The following is a 15,676-nucleotide window of genomic DNA, read 5'->3' on the forward strand; positions in this document are numbered from 1 at the left end:
GAAACTGACACGCCCGAGGCCAGGAACCCCGCGGAACCGGCTTAGCCGGGCCGCCGGGGTTGCCCCCGGAGACGGGATGTCCGAGCGACACGCAGTGGGCGAGGCTGGGGGTGAGTCCATGCTATGCCGCGAGCGCGTCCAGGAGCTCGGTTTCGATCGCCGCCTGCGCGCGCTGGCCCTGCAATTCGGGCCCGCTGATCAGGAAGGTGTCTTCCACCCGCTCGCCCAGCGTCGTGACCTTGGCGAGCTGCAGGTTCAGATGGTGCCGCGCCAGCACCCGCGCGACCGAGTAGAGCAGCCCCGCGCGGTCGCTGGCGGAGATGTTGAGCAGCCAGCGCTGCGCCTTCTCGTCCGGCAGCAGGCTGACGCGCGGCTTGATCGGGAAGCTGCGCACGCGGCGCGACACGCGGCCCTTGCTCGGCGTCGGCAGCGGTCCGGCTTCGCTCAGGGTCTTGGCGAGGCCCGCCTCGACCATGTTGATGAGGTCGCGGTAGTGCTCGGGAATGAAGGTCGTGATGACCTGGAACGTGTCCAGCGCGAAGCCGTTGCTCGTCGTGTAGACCTTGGCATCGAGGATGCTGAACGAGGCCTGGTCGAAGTAGCCGCAGATGCGCACGAACAGGTCCGGCTGGTCGGGCGTGTAGACCGCCACCTGCAGCCCTTCGCCCACTGGCGAAATCCGCGCGCGCACGATGGGCGGCCGGTGCAGGTCGACCGGCACGCCCGCGGGCGGCACATGGTAGGAGAGCTGCCGCGCGTGCCATGCGATCTCCGAAGGGTCGTGGCGCATGAAATAGCTCACGTCGAGCGTGTCCCACAGCGCCTTGTGCGCGTCGAGCGGCTCGGCATGCAGGGCGAGCTGCGCGATCGCCTCGCGCTTGCGCGCTTCGATCTCGGCGCCTGGATCGGGCATGCGGCCTCCCAGGGCGCGCAGCGTGAAGCGGTAGAGGTCCTCGAGAAGCTTGCCCTTCCACGCATTCCACACGCGCGGCGAGGTGCCGCGGATGTCGGCCACCGTGAGCAGGTAGAGGGCCGTGAGATAGCGCTCGTTGCCCACGCGCTTCGCGAAGGCGCCGATCACTTCCGGATCGCCCAGGTCCTGCTTCTGCGCGACCTGGCTCATCACCAGATGCTCGGCCACGAGGAATTCGATCAGCTTCGCGTCCTCTCGCGCGATCTCGTGCTGGCGGCAGAAGCGCCGCACGTCGCGCGCGCCGAGCGTCGAATGGTCGCCGCCGCGCCCCTTGGCGATGTCATGGAAGAGCGCCGCGATGTAGAGGATCCAGGGCTTGTCCCACCCCGCCGCCAGTTGGGAGCAGCCGGGATATTCGTGCGCATGTTCGGCGATGAAGAAGCGCCGTACATTGCGCAGCACCATCAGGATGTGCTGGTCCACCGTGTAGACGTGGAACAGGTCGTGCTGCATCTGCCCCACGATGCTTCGGAACACGCGCAGATAACGGCCCAGTACCGAGGTCTGGTTCATGAGCCGCAGCGCGTGCGTGATGCCGCGCGGCTGCAGCAGCATCCGCATGAAAGTCTTGTGGTTCTCCGGATCGTTGCGGAACTTGCTGTCCATCACATGGCGCGCGTTGTAGAGCGCGCGCAGCGTGCGGGCCGACAGGCCGGTGACGCCGATGGTCTTCTGGTAGAGCAGGAAGGTCTCGAGGATCGCGTGCGGTTCCTTGAGGTAGAGGTCGTCGCTCGCGACCTCGATCATTCCGCCTTTTTCGAAGAAGCGCTCGTTGATCGGCGTCGGCTGGTCGGCCTGCGGCTGCAGCCGGTCGGCGATGTTGAGCAGCAGGATCTGGTTGAGCTGCGACACTGCCTTGGCGGCCCAGTAGTAGCGCCGCATCAGCGCCTCGCTGGCCTTGCGCTGCGATTCGCCGACGTAGCCGAAGGTGGCGGCGACGGCGGTCTGCAGGTCGAACACCAGCCGGTCCTCGCGGCGGTTCGCGGTCACGTGCAGGCGCGCGCGGATCAGGCTCAGCAAGGCCTCGTTGCGCTTGATCTGCTGCACCTCGAAGGTGGTGGCCAGGCCGTTCTTGGCGAGGTCGTCCCAGCGGTTGCCGAACCCGGCCGCCTTGGTCGCCCAGAGGATGATCTGCAGATCGCGCAGTCCGCCGGGCGATTCCTTGCAGTTGGGCTCGAGCGCGTAGGGCGTGTTCTCGAACTTCTGGTGGCGATGACGCATTTCCTGCGTCTTGGCCGTGAAGAAGGCCTGCGGGTCGATGGCCGCGAGGAAGCGCTTGCGGAAGGCGGAATAGAGCTTCTTGTCGCCGGCGATGAGGCGCGATTCCAGCAGGGAGGTCTGGACGGTCACGTCCTTCGCCGCTTCGGCCAGGCATTCGGAGACGGTTCGCACGCTGGAGCCGATCTCCAGGCCGGCGTCCCAGCAATGGCCGATGAAGGCCTCGATGCGTGCAGGGTCGATCCGGGCGCCTCCTTCGGGGAGCAGCAGCAGCACGTCGACGTCGGAGTAGGGGAAGAGCTCGCCCCGCCCGAAGCCGCCGACCGCGACGAGCGCGAACTCGGTGCCGAAGTCCGCATCGGTCCAGAGCGCGGTGAGGGTTTCGTCCGCCAGCGCCGAAAGCTGGCGCAGCACCGTGTGGACACTGCGCGTCGGGGCGCGGGCGCTGCGCAGCTGGTCGAACAGCGCCAGCTTGTGCGTGCGATAGGCGTCGCGCAGCGATGGGATGTCCATCATGGCTCCCCTGAAGAGCACGCCCGGTTTCAAGCCGCGGCGGTCACGAAGTCGGGGGGTGGCGGGCTTCCGGCCGACAGCGTGAGGACCTCGTAGCCGGTCTCGGTGACCAGCACCGTGTGCTCCCACTGCGCGGAGAGCGAATGGTCGCGCGTGACGATGGTCCAGCCGTCGTACTGCCCGCCCTTGGCGTCTTCCTTGATGTCGCGCTTGCCGGCGTTGATCATCGGCTCGATGGTGAAGGTCATGCCGGGCTTGAGTTCTTCGAGCGTGCCGGGCCGGCCGTAGTGCAGCACCTGCGGTTCTTCATGAAAACCGCGCCCGATGCCGTGGCCGCAGAACTCGCGCACCACCGAGAAGCCGTTGCCTTCGGCAAAGCGCTGGATCGCGTGGCCGATGTCCCCGAGATGGATGCCCGGCCTGACCTTGACAATGCCGTGCCACATGGCTTCGTACGTCATCGCGCACAGGCGCTTGGCCGCGATCGAAGCGTCGCCGACGATGAACATGCGGCTGGTGTCGCCGTGCCAGCCGTCCTTGATGACGGTGATGTCGAGGTTGACGATGTCGCCCTTCTTGAGCGGCTTGTCGTTCGGGATGCCGTGGCAGACCACGTGGTTGACCGAGGTGCAGATCGACTTCGGGTAGGGCACGCTGCTGGCGCCCATGTAGTTCAGCGGGGCGGGGATCGCGCCCTGGACCTGCGTGATGTAGTCGTGGGCGAGCTTGTCGATCTCGTTGGTGGTGACGCCGGGCTTGATGTGAGGGGTCAGGTGGTCCAGCACTTCGGACGCGAGGCGGCACGCCACGCGCATGCCGGCCACGCCTTCGGCGTCTTTGTAGGTAATGCTCATGGGCCGGAATTATCCCATTGACATCTCGATCCTGCCCCGGGCCGGGCACTTCGCGCCCTCGCGGCCCCCGAGGAGCTGCGGCCACCTTCGGAGCGGCCCGGCGGTGGCCTAAAATTCAGGGTTCGCGCGGATGGCCCCAGTCAGCGGCTGCCGCCGTCTACGCTTTCTTCATCCTCAATCCGGCCACCCGGCCAAGCCGAACGTGACGTTGCCCGTGAACCCGTCTTCCCATCCCGCCCATGTGGTGACTTTCTTCGAGGGCGGCAGCGCACTCAGCGACTTCCGGGCACGGCAACTCCTGCCGAAGCTTCAGGCCGTGGAGCCCCGCATCGAAGGCGTCGGTGCCCGGTTCGTGCACCTGGTCAGCACCGACAAGGCGCCGGACGCGGCGGCGCGCGAGCAGTTTTCGGCGCTCCTGGGCTACGGGGAGCCCTTCGTCGCCCCGGCGAAGACCGGCGCGACCGTCGTGGTCACGCCGCGCCTGGGCACCGTGTCGCCCTGGGCGTCCAAGGCCACCGACATCGCCCACAACTGCGGGTTGGCCCTGCACCGGGTCGAGCGGGTCACCGAATACCACCTGACGCTGAAGGCGCCGCTGCTGGACAAGGCGCTCGGCAAGTCGGCCGCGCTCGACGGCGACAAGTTCGCTGCCGTCGCAGCGCTTTTGCATGACAGGATGACCGAGTCCGTGCTGCCGCGCCTCGACGCCGCCGCCGGTCTCTTCGCCGAACTGCCCCCGCAGCCGATGGCCCATGTCGATGTGCAGGGCGGCGGACGTGCCGCGCTGGTCGAAGCCAACAAGACCTTCGGCCTCGCGCTGGCCGAGGACGAGATCGACTACCTCGTCGATGCGTTCACCAGGCTGGGCCGCAACCCGAGCGACGTCGAGCTGATGATGTTCGCGCAGGCCAACAGCGAGCATTGCCGCCACAAGATCTTCAACGCCGACTTCATCATCGACGGCCAGCCGCAGCCGCAGAGCCTGTTCTCGATGATCCGGCACACCGAGCGGCAGAACCCGCAGCACACCATCGTCGCCTACGCGGATAACGCCTCGATCATGGAAGGCCATGCGGTCGAGCGCTTCGTGCCGGCAGCCGGTTCGGCCTGCTACGGCAAGACCGACGCGACTCACCATGTGCTGATGAAGGTCGAGACGCACAACCACCCGACCGCGATTTCGCCTTTCCCTGGCGCATCGACCGGCGCGGGCGGCGAGATCCGCGACGAAGGCGCCACCGGGCGCGGTTCGCGTCCCAAGGCGGGCCTGACCGGCTTCACCGTCTCGAAGCTCTGGCCGAAGGAGGGCAGCTACGGCAAGCCCGAGCACATCGCCAGCCCGCTCCAGATCATGACCGAGGGCCCGCTCGGCGGCGCCGCGTTCAACAACGAATTCGGCCGGCCGAACCTGCTCGGCTACTTCCGCGAGTACGAGCAGACCGCGGCGAGCGACGTCGACACCGTGCAGCGCGGCTATCACAAGCCGATCATGATCGCGGGCGGCCTCGGCAGCATCGACGCGGCGCAGACCAAGAAGATCCAGTTCCCGGCCGGCACGCTCCTGATCCAGCTCGGCGGGCCCGGCATGCGTATCGGCATGGGCGGCAGCGCCGCCAGCTCGATGGCGACCGGCGCGAACGCGGCCGAACTCGACTTCGACTCCGTCCAGCGCGGCAACCCCGAGATCGAGCGTCGTGCGCAGGAGGTCATCAACCACTGCTGGCAGCAGGGCGCGGCCAACCCGATCCTCGCGATCCACGACGTCGGTGCAGGCGGCCTGAGCAACGCCTTCCCCGAAATCACCAACGACGCCGGCCGTGGCGCGCGCTTCGACCTGCGGGCGGTGCCGCTCGAAGAATCCGGCATGGCGCCCAAGGAAATCTGGTGCAACGAGAGCCAGGAGCGCTATGTGCTGGCGATCGCTCCCGAATCGCTCGACCTGTTCCGCAGTTTCTGCGAGCGTGAGCGCTGCCCGTTCGCCGTCGTGGGCGTTGCCACCGACGAACGCCAGCTGCTGCTGGCCGACGAGGGCGCTGAAGACCAGCCGGTCGACATGCCGATGGACGTGCTGCTCGGCAAGCCGCCCAAGATGCTGCGCGACGTGAAGTCGATCGTGCGCCGCTTCAAGCCGCTCGACCTGACCGGCGTCGATCTGCAAAAGGCCGCGATAGACGTGCTTTCGCACCCCACCGTGGCATCGAAGCGCTTCCTGGTCACCATCGGCGACCGCACGGTCGGCGGGATGAGCCACCGCGACCAGATGGTCGGACCGTGGCAGGTGCCGGTGGCCGATTGCGCGGTCACGCTGGCCGACTACAAGGGATTCGCCGGCGAGGCGATGAGCATGGGCGAGCGCACGCCGCTCGCCGCGCTCGACGCACCGGCTTCCGGCCGCATGGCGGTGGCCGAGGCGATCACGAACCTGCTGGCCGCGCCGATCGAGTTGTCGCGCGTCAAGCTGTCCGCCAACTGGATGGCTGCCTGCGGCGAGGCCGGCGAGGATGCGGCGCTCTACGAAACCGTGAAGGCGGTGGGCCTCGAACTCTGCCCGGCGCTCGGCATCTCGATTCCGGTCGGCAAGGATTCGCTGTCGATGCGTACGCAGTGGAAGGAAGGCGCCGCGGACAAGAAAGTCACCTCGCCGGTCAGCCTGATCGTGAGCGCCTTTGCGACGGTCGCGGATGTGCGAGGCACGCTCACGCCCCAGCTCGATGCCACCGAGCCCGACAGCACGCTGGTGCTCATCGACCTTGGACGCGGCAAGCTGCGCATGGCCGGCAGCATCCTCGCGCAGACGCTGGAGCAGAGCGGCGATGCAGTGCCTGACCTCGACGATCCGCAGGATCTCGTGAAGCTGGTGAGCGCGGTCAATGCACTGCGCGCCCAAGGCAAGATCCTCGCGATGCACGACCGCAGCGACGGCGGCCTCTTCGCGGCGGCCTGCGAAATGGCCTTTGCGGGCCACGTCGGGGTCGCGCTCAATGTCGACATGCTGGTCACCGAAGGCGACGGCATCAGCGACAGCCGCGCCGAGTACGGCGATGCCAAGAACTGGGCCGGGCAGGTCAGCGCGCGGCGCGAGGAACTCACGCTCAAGGCGCTCTTCAACGAAGAACTGGGCATGCTGCTGCAGGTGCGCACCGCGGACCGCAATGACGTCATGCAGACTCTGCGCGCTCATGGTCTGAGCACCCACAGCCATTTCGTCGGCAAGACCCGTCCCGAGAGTTCGTCGATGGACGCGGGCAAGGGCAAGGTCGAGGTGTGGCGCGACGCCAAGTCGGTCTTCAGCGCAAGTCTCAGCGACCTGCACCAGGTCTGGGATTCGGTGAGCTGGCAGATCTGCCGCGACCGCGACAACCCGGACTGCGCCGACGCCGAGCACGCGGCCGCCGGCGATCCGCAGGACCCTGGCATGCACGTGCATCTGGCCGCTGGCGTTCTCGAAAACGTCGCCGCGCCGTTCCTGAACCTCGCGCGTCCCAAGGTCGCGATCCTGCGCGAGCAGGGCGTCAACTCGCACGTCGAGATGGCCTACGCCTTCACCGAAGCCGGCTTCGAGGCCTTTGATGTCCACATGACCGACCTGCAGACGGGCAGGGCGGATCTGGCGGACTTCAAGGGGGTGGTGGCCTGCGGCGGCTTCAGCTACGGGGACACGCTGGGCGCCGGCATCGGCTGGGCGCGCAGCATCACCTTCAACCCGCGTCTGGCCGAGCAGTTCAAGGGCTTCTTCGGCCGCAGCGATACCTTCGGCCTGGGCGTGTGCAACGGCTGCCAGATGTTCGCCGAGCTGGCCGACATCATCCCGGGCGCCGAGGCGTGGCCGCGTTTCACCACCAACCAGAGCGAACGCTTCGAGGCCCGCCTGTCGATGGTCGAGGTGCTGGATTCGCCGAGCCTCTTCTTCGCCGGCATGGCCGGCAGCCGCCTGCCGATCGCGGTCGCGCACGGCGAGGGCTATGCCAACTTCCGTCACCGCGGCGATGCGGCCAAGGCCATCGCGGCCATGCGCTACGTGGACAACCATGGCCAGCCGACCGAGCGCTACCCATTCAATCCCAACGGCAGCGCCGGTGGACTGACTTCGGTGACGACGCCCGATGGCCGCTTCACCGCGCTGATGCCGCATCCGGAGCGCGTCTTCCGCAACATCCAGATGAGCTGGACTTCGGCCAACCGGAGCGAGCTCAGCCCATGGATGCGTATCTGGCGCAACGCGCGCAAGTGGGTCGGCTGACGCCGCCCATCCTCTCTTTCAGCGTTTGATCGGCCCCTGCTGTCGCCCTTCGGGGCGGCTGCAGGGGCATGCATTTCCGCCCGGGCCACACGGCCGCCGCCCTCGAGGGGCGCGCGGCCGCGCTCGCTTTCTCTGGTGCTTTTCCCATCGCCTATAGAGAAAGTTCTTGATTTTTGAGAAAGTTCTTATTCATCCGGATCGACCATTTAATTACAGTTGAGTCATGGTTGAGTTGATCAATAAATATTGATCTTCGAAGACCGAGGCAGGAAGACATCGCAAAGACAAGAATAATTAATTTGTGGATTCTTTCCTTTTGATGGGTGGTGCGAAATGTCAAAATCGAGCCATCAAATTTTTCAACATTTCAATTAAAGGTATTTCCATGAACAAGTCGATTCTCTTCGCAGCCCTCGTCTCCACCCCCTTCTTCGCCTTTGCTCAAAGTGCGAACACCATCACCTTCCAGGGCGAAGTCGCCGCGCAGACCTGCTCGGTGGCCGTGAACGGCAATGCGACCAATCCGGTCGTCCTGTTGCCGACGGTCAGCCAGTCCGAACTCAATGTCCTGGGCAAGTCGGCCGGTGAGACCGAATTCACCGTTTCCGTCAGCGGTTGCGCGACCAGCGGATCGGCGCAGGCTATCAATACGACGTTCATGCCGAATACCGTGACCGGCAGCGGCAATCTCGCGAATACCGGCACCGCCTCGAACGTGAGCCTGCAATTGCTCGATCCGCAGGGCGGCACGCCGTTCAATCTGACCGGCGGTCATTCGGCCCCGGGCCTGGTCGTGGCGGCGAACGAAACCACGGCTTCGCATCAATTCGCGGTGCGCTATTACGCGGAAGGCGCGGCCACGCCGGGCAGCGTGATCAGCGCGGTTCAATACGCGGTGACCTACCCGTAAGCTGCAGTTCCCCGGCGTGTCGGACAGGGCCGGGGAAGCTTGTCAAGGTCAACGGGAAAAGATCGATTCACGCGGATTCGCAGTAGGCTGCGAAAAATTGCCGATCGCCGGAGGGCGATCGGCATTGCGCTCTGGAGGGGGTATCCGTATGAGACGCAAGGTTCGCTTGCTGCTGTCACTCTTCGTGGCCGGGTTCGCGGCCTTTTCCTCCTTGGCCAGCGTGGTGATGACCGGCACGCGAGTCATCTATCCGGGCGGCGCTGCGGAACGCAGCATCCAGTTCACCAACCAGGACGATGTTCCTAACGTCGTCCAGGTCTGGGTCGACAGCGGCGATCCCAACTCCACGCCGGAGACCGCGAAGGCGCCCTTCGTGGTGACGCCGCCCGTTTTCCGTATGGAGTCCAAGGCCGGGCAAACCGCACGCCTCATCTTCACCGGCAAGGACCTGCCGCAGGATCGCGAATCCGTCTTCTTCATCAATGCGGTGCAGATTCCGGCACTGAGCCAGGCGGAGGCCGATCGCAACAAGATGCTGTTGCTGCTGCGCAATCGGGTGAAGCTGTTCTACCGGCCGAGCGGCTTGGCGGGCGAGCCCGAACGCGCGGCGGAAAAGCTCAGGTTCGGCCTTACTCGCGAGGGCAGCGAATGGAAGGTCGTGGCAACGAACGACTCGGCATTCCATGTATCCCTGACGAATGCGCAGATCGTCAAGTCCGGGCGGGGCGGCGTCGCCCTTCAGCCGGACATGGTGGCGCCCAAGTCCACGTTCGAATGGCGCATCAAGAGCGATGAAGATCTCGCGGCCGGCGGGTGGAGCGTCAAGTTCGTCTTCGTCAACGACTATGGCGGCGAAAACAACGCCGAGGTGCCTCTCCTCGTCGGCCGCTAGGGCGCGAATCCGACTTCCTGATGCGAGCACGGCCGGCGTTTTTTTGGGGGTCCGCCATCGGCGCAGCGCTGTTTTCGTCTTCGGGCCAGGCCGCGGAGCCCGAAGCGCCGGCGGCCTACCAGTTCGACAGCCGTTTCCTGCTGGGTTCTTCGCTCGGGGCCGGCGACATCGAGCGCTTCAATCGGGTCCAGGCGGTCGACCCTGGCGTGTACCAGGTCGACGTCTTCGTCAACGGCATGTTCCGCTCGCGCAAGAACGTGGAATTCCGCGCGGTCGGCAACGAGGTGGCGCCGTGCCTGGAGACGTCGTTTCTCGTGGCTGCCGGCGTGCTGCCCTCCAGTTTCACGGCGCCCGCGGAGGGGGCGGCGGACGACGCCACGCAGGCCTGCCGGCCCCTCGGCCAGCGCATTCCCGGCGCGCGCACGAGTTTCGATGTGCCCCGGCTGCGGCTGGACCTGTCGATCCCGCAGGCACTGATGAAGCGAACGATCCGCGGGGCGGTCGATCGGGCGGACATCGATCCGGGCGTCACCGCGGGTTTTCTCAACTACGACGCCAACTACTTCCGCGCGAGCAGCCAGGGCACTTCCAACGAATCGATGTTCCTCGGGATGAACTTCGGCGCGAACCTTGGCATGTGGCGCTTCCGGCAGCAGTCCAGCTACAGCTATTTCGCCGGCCGCGACACCAGCGAAGGCCACTGGAACTCCATCCGCGCCTACGCCCAGCGGGCCTTGCCGGACTGGGGCAGCGAACTGACCATCGGCCAGAGCTTCACGACCGGACGCCTGTTCGGCACGGTCGGCTTCGAGGGCGTCCAGGTCGCCACGGACGAGCGCATGCTGCCCGACTCCCAGCGGGGGTTCGCGCCGGTGGTGCGCGGTGTTGCATTGACGAATGCGCGCGTGACAGTGCGGCAAGCGGGCAACGAGATCTACCAGACGACGGTGGCCCCCGGTCCGTTCTCGATCGAGGACCTGTACCCCACCAGCTTCCAGGGCGACCTGCAGGTGACGGTCACCGAGGCGGACGGCCGGGTGTCGACTTTCACGGTGCCGTTCGCGGCGGTTCCGGGCTCGATGCGGCCCGGCACGTCGCGGTACGCAGCCACCGTGGGCCGCGTGCGCAACATCGAGGACAGCCGCGCCGTCTTCGGCGAAGGCGTGTACCAGCATGGCCTCTCGAACGAACTGACTGCAAACCTCGGCGTACGCGGCGCGAGCGACTACCAGGCCCTGCTCGGCGGGGTGGTCTGGGGAACCTCGTTCGGTGCGTTGGGAAGCGACGCGACCTATGCGGTTTCGAAGAACCCCTCGGGCGACGGCAACCTGACCGGCTGGCGCGTCGGCGTGTCGTACAGCCAGTCGTTCCAGCCGATGGGCACGAGCCTCGCACTGACGGGTTACCACTACTCGCAGGGCTATCGGGAGATGTCCGATGCGCTGGCTTCGCTGGCCGCGCAGCCGAACCTGACCATTCTTCAGTCGACCACGTACCTGCTGCGCAACCAACTCGTCGCCAATGCGAACCAGAGCCTGGGCAGCTACGGGCAACTGTTCCTCACCGCATCGCTGAGCGACTACCACGGCCGGCTGAAGGACCGCGACACGCAATTCCAGCTCAGCTACAGCAACGTGTTTCGGTCGATCAGCTACGGCGTCAACATCTCCCGCCAACGTACCGGGGCGCTCTTCGGCACGAACACGGCGGCTGCGGCATTCCCCAACTTCACAGCGCCTGCCGTGCTGGCGATCGATTCGCGACTCGTCAACGTGGTGATGTTCACCGTCTCGATTCCGCTGGGCTCGGGGCCGCGCACCGCGTCGGCGTCGGGATCGGTGGTCCGCAGAAGCGGTGGCGGCACGAGCTACCAGACCTCGGTCTCCGGTGTCGCGGACGAGGCGCAGACGCTCAGCTACGGCATCAGCGCGACGCATGACGCCTACGACAGTGCCGAGTCCGGCGGAACGTCGTCGTCGGCGACGAGCGTCAGCGGCAACCTGCAGAAGCGGCTGTCCATTGCCAGCGTCGGCGCGAGCTATTCGCGCGGCACCGGCTTCTGGCAGGCGGGCGCCAGCGCGCGCGGTGCGCTGGTCGCACATGCCGGAGGCCTGACGCCCGGGCCCTACCTGAGCGAAACCTTCGGAGTGGTCGAGGCGCCAGGCGCCAGCGGTGCCGCGGTGCGCAACGGGCTGGGCGCGCGCGTGGACGGTGCCGGCTTCGCGATCATTCCTTCGCTCGCCCCGTACCGCTACAACGATGTCGGGCTCGACTCGCAAGGCATCAACCGCAACGCCGAACTCGACGGCAGCCTGCAGCGGACCGCACCATCGGCCGGCGCGGCGGTCCACCTCAAGTTCGCCACCCGCATCGGCTATGCGCTGCTGGCGCGTGTCGGCACCGAAAGCGGAAAGCCATTGCCGCTGGGTGCGCCGGTCCTCGCGAGCGATGGCGTGAACGTCGGCATGGTGGGGCAGGGCGGCCAGGTCTATGCGCGGGTCGGCCAAACCGAAGGCGTGCTGACGGTCAAATGGGGCGACGCGCCGTCGGAGCGCTGCGACTTCCCGTTCAACATCGACCCGAAGGCCGATGAACTGCTGCATCGCTTCGAAGCCGCGTGCCGGACGGCCGGGCGTTGAGAGGATGAACATGGCGCCGACATCCATCCCCATCCGTGCCTCCACTTCCATGCTCCGCGCGTGCAGGTGGCTCACCTGGGGAGCGCTGGCTGCGATGCTGAGCCTGTGCGTTCCCGCGTGGGCCACCTGCTACCGGATCAGCTATGCGCCCGGGATGACCTATCCGAGCAACGACGTGTACTACGTCGACCCGGCACACGGCACGCACAACACCTGGACGGGGTCGCTCGACACCGCCGGCGCCAGCGGCCTCGCGGTCTCGTCGGTGAATCTCAACAGCAGCACCTTCCAGCCCGACGGCACCTTGCTGGCCAGCGGCAGCGCCAGCATCCTCATGCTGGGCAACGAGGCCTACACCGCCGAGCAGGTGCTGTTCCGCTGTGATGCGGCGGACGCAGGAAGCCTCTTCGAGTTCTATGCGACCAACGGCGACAACGACTACGGCGGCCGCTACGAGGACGGCGCGAGCTTCGGCTTGCCAGGCGCTTACCGGACCTACTTTCGGGGCATGGTGATCCGCGTCACGCACACGCAGACCGGCAACTACTTCAGCCGCTACTGGCAATCCCGGCCGCTGACCGGCCTGGACCGCGACAGCCAGGGCAAGATCCTGGTCAAGGCCAAGAACTTCAGCGACGTGCGGGTGGAACTGTTCCGTGTCAGCAACACGGAGGGCTCTACCGGTTCTGGCATTTACAGCTATTCCCAGCCGGCGGCCTACATCGCGTTCAAGGGGCCGGGCTGGTCGAACAATCTGGTGGACGGGCGCGACTCGAATTCATACTTCGACGGCTGGTACAACGCCTGGCCCGGCACGATCAATCTGTACAACCGCCTCACCGTGCGCCGCTCGGCCACCTGTGCGGTGACGAACGTGACACCGAATGTCCGCTTCCCGCTGATGACCGTTGCGGAGCTCGAGGCCGGCGCCACGCGGCAGATGCCGATCGACATCACCTTCGAATGCCAGACCGGTGCGCCGGCCAACACCGGGCTGACTGCGCTCGCGAGCGGGGTCAACGCCGGGCAGACCGCGATGGGCGTGCTCGTCCCGGCGGCCAACTACCAGAGCGCGGCTGCTCAGGGCTTGACCACAGCCGGCGGTGGGGCGACCTATCTGCTGCCCGATGGATACGGGACGGATTCCGGCGTCGCGACCGGCGTGGGGATCTCGCTCGCTCTCGCCAATGGCACGCCGCTCAACTTCCTCGGCAACGAGATGGTGACCGGCAGCGGCAACAACGCCGGCTGGTACGCCGTGCTGAGCGACGCGTCCTCCACTGGCGTCGCCGCGGGCGTGACGAGCTACACCAAGCGCCTGCAGGCGACGCTCAAGAGGATCCCGGGCCGCACCGTGACGCCGGGCAAGATCAACGCGCGGGCGCAGGTCGTCATCCGCGTCCAGTAACAGGAGTCGACCTCATGGCGATCCTTCGAATGCCGTTCGCTCGCATCCTCTTCTTGCTGGCAATCGGGTTGTTCGCGGGGCGAAACGCCTTCGCCGGCGTCGTGGCCGAGTCGACCCGGGTCGTCTTCATGGCCGGCGCGGGCGAGCGTTCCCTGCAACTGATCAATCTGAATGACTACCCGGTCGTGGTGGAGGCGTGGGTGGATGACGGCGAACTCGATTCGCTGCCCGAGAACTCGCGCGCGCCGATCCTTCCCTTGCCGCCGATCTTCCGCATGGACCCTCACGGCCAGATCAGCCTGCGCCTGCTGTATTCGGGCGCACCGCTGCCCAAGGATCGCGAGTCGCTGTTCTGGCTGAACCTCTACGAAATTCCGCCCACCGAACTCGACCGTTCGCTCGATACGGCCACGCTCACGGTGGCGATCCGCACGCAGATGAAGGTCTTCGTGCGCCCGCAGGGCTTGTCGGCATCATCGAGCGAGGTGGCGGCCAAGCTCGAATTCCTGCTCGACGACGAACCCGGACGCCCGCACCTGACGGTGAAGAATCCCACGCCGTACTTCGCGAACCTGGCCAAGCTGCAGTTCACGCACGCCGCCGAGGAAGTGGCCGAGGCCCTCACGGTCGCGCCACACGGCGATGCGGACGTGGACATCAAACCGGAGGACGCAGCCAGAACGGAGGCTACGGCCGCCTTCACGCTCATCGACGACGATGGAAATACCGACGTCAGGGCCCGCGCCTGTCGCATCGTCCCGCGATGAGCCCAAAAGAAAAGCGGTCCCGAGGGACCGCTTCGCCTGGAAGGGAGGCCGGGCCGCTTACTCGACCTTCGCCTTCGCGCGCAGGTCTTCCTGGTACTTCTGCAGGCGCTGTTGCTGCAGCTGCTGGACGATCTGCGGCTTCACTTCCTCGAACTTCGGCAGTTGCGCCTGGCGGATGTCGTCCACACGGATGATGTGATAGCCGAACTGCGACTTGACCGGCTTCTGGGTCATCTCGCCCTTGCCGAGCTTGACCATCGCTTCGGAGAACTCGGGCACGAAGCTCGCGGGCGATGCCCAGTCGAGGTCGCCGCCGTTGGCGCCCGATCCCGGGTCCTTGCTCTGCTTCTTGGCGATGTCCTCGAACTTGGCGCCCTTCTTGAGGTCGGCAAGGATCTTGTTGGCCTGGTCTTCGGTCTCGACCAGGATGTGGCGGGCCTTGTATTCCTTGCCGCTGTTGGCGGCGACGAACTTGTCGTACTCGGCCTTGGCGTCGGCGTCCGACACGGTGTTGGTCTTGCGATAGTTCTCGAACAGCTGGCGGATCAGGATTGCCTGGCGCGCGAGTTCGAGCTGGTTCTTGTAGTCGTCGGTGGCATCCAGGCCCTGCTTCTGCGCTTCCTGCATGAAGACCTCGCGGGCGATGACTTCCTCGCGGAGCTGGTCTTGCATCTCGGGCGTGACGGGCCGGCCGGCGGCGGCCAGCTGTTGAGCCAGCACTTCCATGCGCGCCTTCGGAACCGGCTTGCCGTTGACGATGGCCGCGTTCTGCGCCAAGGCGGCCACGGGGACCGCGCCAACGAGTACGGCGGCTGCGACGGCGTGCAGGATATGTTTCTTCATGTTGGGAGCCTCTGTCCTGGGAGGTAGACGCGCCTTGGGCGCGGTTGAGTAAAGCGCTGGATGAAAAAGGGAGGGGAGTTTTTCGCCGCAAGGAGTACGGCCGGGGTGCGATCAGAGCGGCTTAGAACGTCTCGATGGCAATCGCGTGAAGACCCTGTGCGATGAAAAGCTGCAGCGCATCATACACAAGCCGATGGCGCGCCACGCGGGACTTGCCGGCGAAGCGCGGCGAGGCGATTCGCACCCGGAAATGCGTGCCGTACCCCTCTGCGTTGGCGCCCGAATGGCCGGCGTGCGCGGCGCTCTCGTCGATGACTTCGAGCATGGTCGGCTGGAGCGCGTCGCGCAGCCGCGCCTCGAGATCGCGTGAGGTCGGCGGCATCATGTGCGCCCCCATGCTCGGCACTTCGTGTCCTCGC

At 66.3% G+C, this 15,676-nt stretch carries 10 protein-coding genes; 6 read left to right on the forward strand and 4 right to left on the reverse strand.

Going from position 1 to position 15,676, the window contains the following annotated elements:
- Positions 1-121: 121 nt before the first annotated feature.
- Complete coding sequence (locus WKW77_RS00695) at positions 122-2,707, reverse strand: [protein-PII] uridylyltransferase (protein WP_340354905.1); 2,586 nt, start codon at positions 2,705-2,707, stop codon at positions 122-124.
- A gap of 26 nt (positions 2,708-2,733) precedes the next feature.
- Positions 2,734-3,558 (reverse strand): type I methionyl aminopeptidase, encoded by an 825-nt coding sequence (gene map, locus WKW77_RS00700; protein ID WP_340354906.1) that lies wholly within the window; start codon positions 3,556-3,558, stop codon positions 2,734-2,736.
- A gap of 130 nt (positions 3,559-3,688) precedes the next feature.
- Here map and purL point away from each other — a divergent pair, with 130 nt between their 5' ends.
- The 6 genes from purL (at position 3,689) to WKW77_RS00730 (ending at position 14,414) form a co-directional block, all read left to right on the forward strand.
- The gene (gene purL, locus WKW77_RS00705; RefSeq protein WP_422823096.1) at positions 3,689-7,798 is read left to right on the forward strand and encodes a phosphoribosylformylglycinamidine synthase; all 4,110 of its coding nucleotides are present in this window, start codon (positions 3,689-3,691) and stop codon (positions 7,796-7,798) included.
- 301 nt (positions 7,799-8,099) lie between these two features.
- Positions 8,100-8,708, forward strand: a complete 609-nt coding sequence (locus WKW77_RS00710; protein ID WP_340354908.1) for a fimbrial protein — start codon at positions 8,100-8,102, stop codon at positions 8,706-8,708.
- A gap of 148 nt (positions 8,709-8,856) precedes the next feature.
- A complete protein-coding gene (locus tag WKW77_RS00715) occupies positions 8,857-9,600 on the forward strand; it encodes a fimbrial biogenesis chaperone (RefSeq protein ID WP_340354909.1) in 744 nt (247 codons plus the stop codon).
- Positions 9,601-9,620: 20 nt separating this feature from the next.
- The gene (locus WKW77_RS00720; protein ID WP_340354910.1) at positions 9,621-12,239 is read left to right on the forward strand and encodes a fimbria/pilus outer membrane usher protein; all 2,619 of its coding nucleotides are present in this window, start codon (positions 9,621-9,623) and stop codon (positions 12,237-12,239) included.
- 10 nt (positions 12,240-12,249) lie between these two features.
- Entirely contained in the window at positions 12,250-13,647 is a 1,398-nt protein-coding gene (locus WKW77_RS00725) for a fimbrial protein (RefSeq protein WP_340354911.1), read from the forward strand.
- Between the two features lie 14 nt (positions 13,648-13,661).
- Positions 13,662-14,414 carry a fimbrial biogenesis chaperone gene (locus tag WKW77_RS00730; protein WP_340354912.1) on the forward strand — a complete coding sequence of 251 codons (753 nt, stop codon included), beginning with the start codon at positions 13,662-13,664 and terminating at the stop codon, positions 14,412-14,414.
- A gap of 57 nt (positions 14,415-14,471) precedes the next feature.
- Here WKW77_RS00730 and WKW77_RS00735 read toward each other — a convergent pair whose 3' ends face one another.
- Both WKW77_RS00735 and WKW77_RS00740 read right to left on the reverse strand, forming a co-directional pair.
- Entirely contained in the window at positions 14,472-15,257 is a 786-nt protein-coding gene (locus tag WKW77_RS00735) for a peptidylprolyl isomerase (RefSeq protein WP_340354913.1), read from the reverse strand.
- 121 nt (positions 15,258-15,378) lie between these two features.
- Positions 15,379-15,639 (reverse strand): BolA family protein, encoded by a 261-nt coding sequence (locus WKW77_RS00740; protein ID WP_340355575.1) that lies wholly within the window; start codon positions 15,637-15,639, stop codon positions 15,379-15,381.
- Between the last annotated feature and the right edge of the window lie 37 nt (positions 15,640-15,676).

This window comes from Variovorax ureilyticus (assembly GCF_037889935.1).
Classification (GTDB): Bacteria; Pseudomonadota; Gammaproteobacteria; order Burkholderiales; family Burkholderiaceae_C; genus Variovorax; species Variovorax ureilyticus.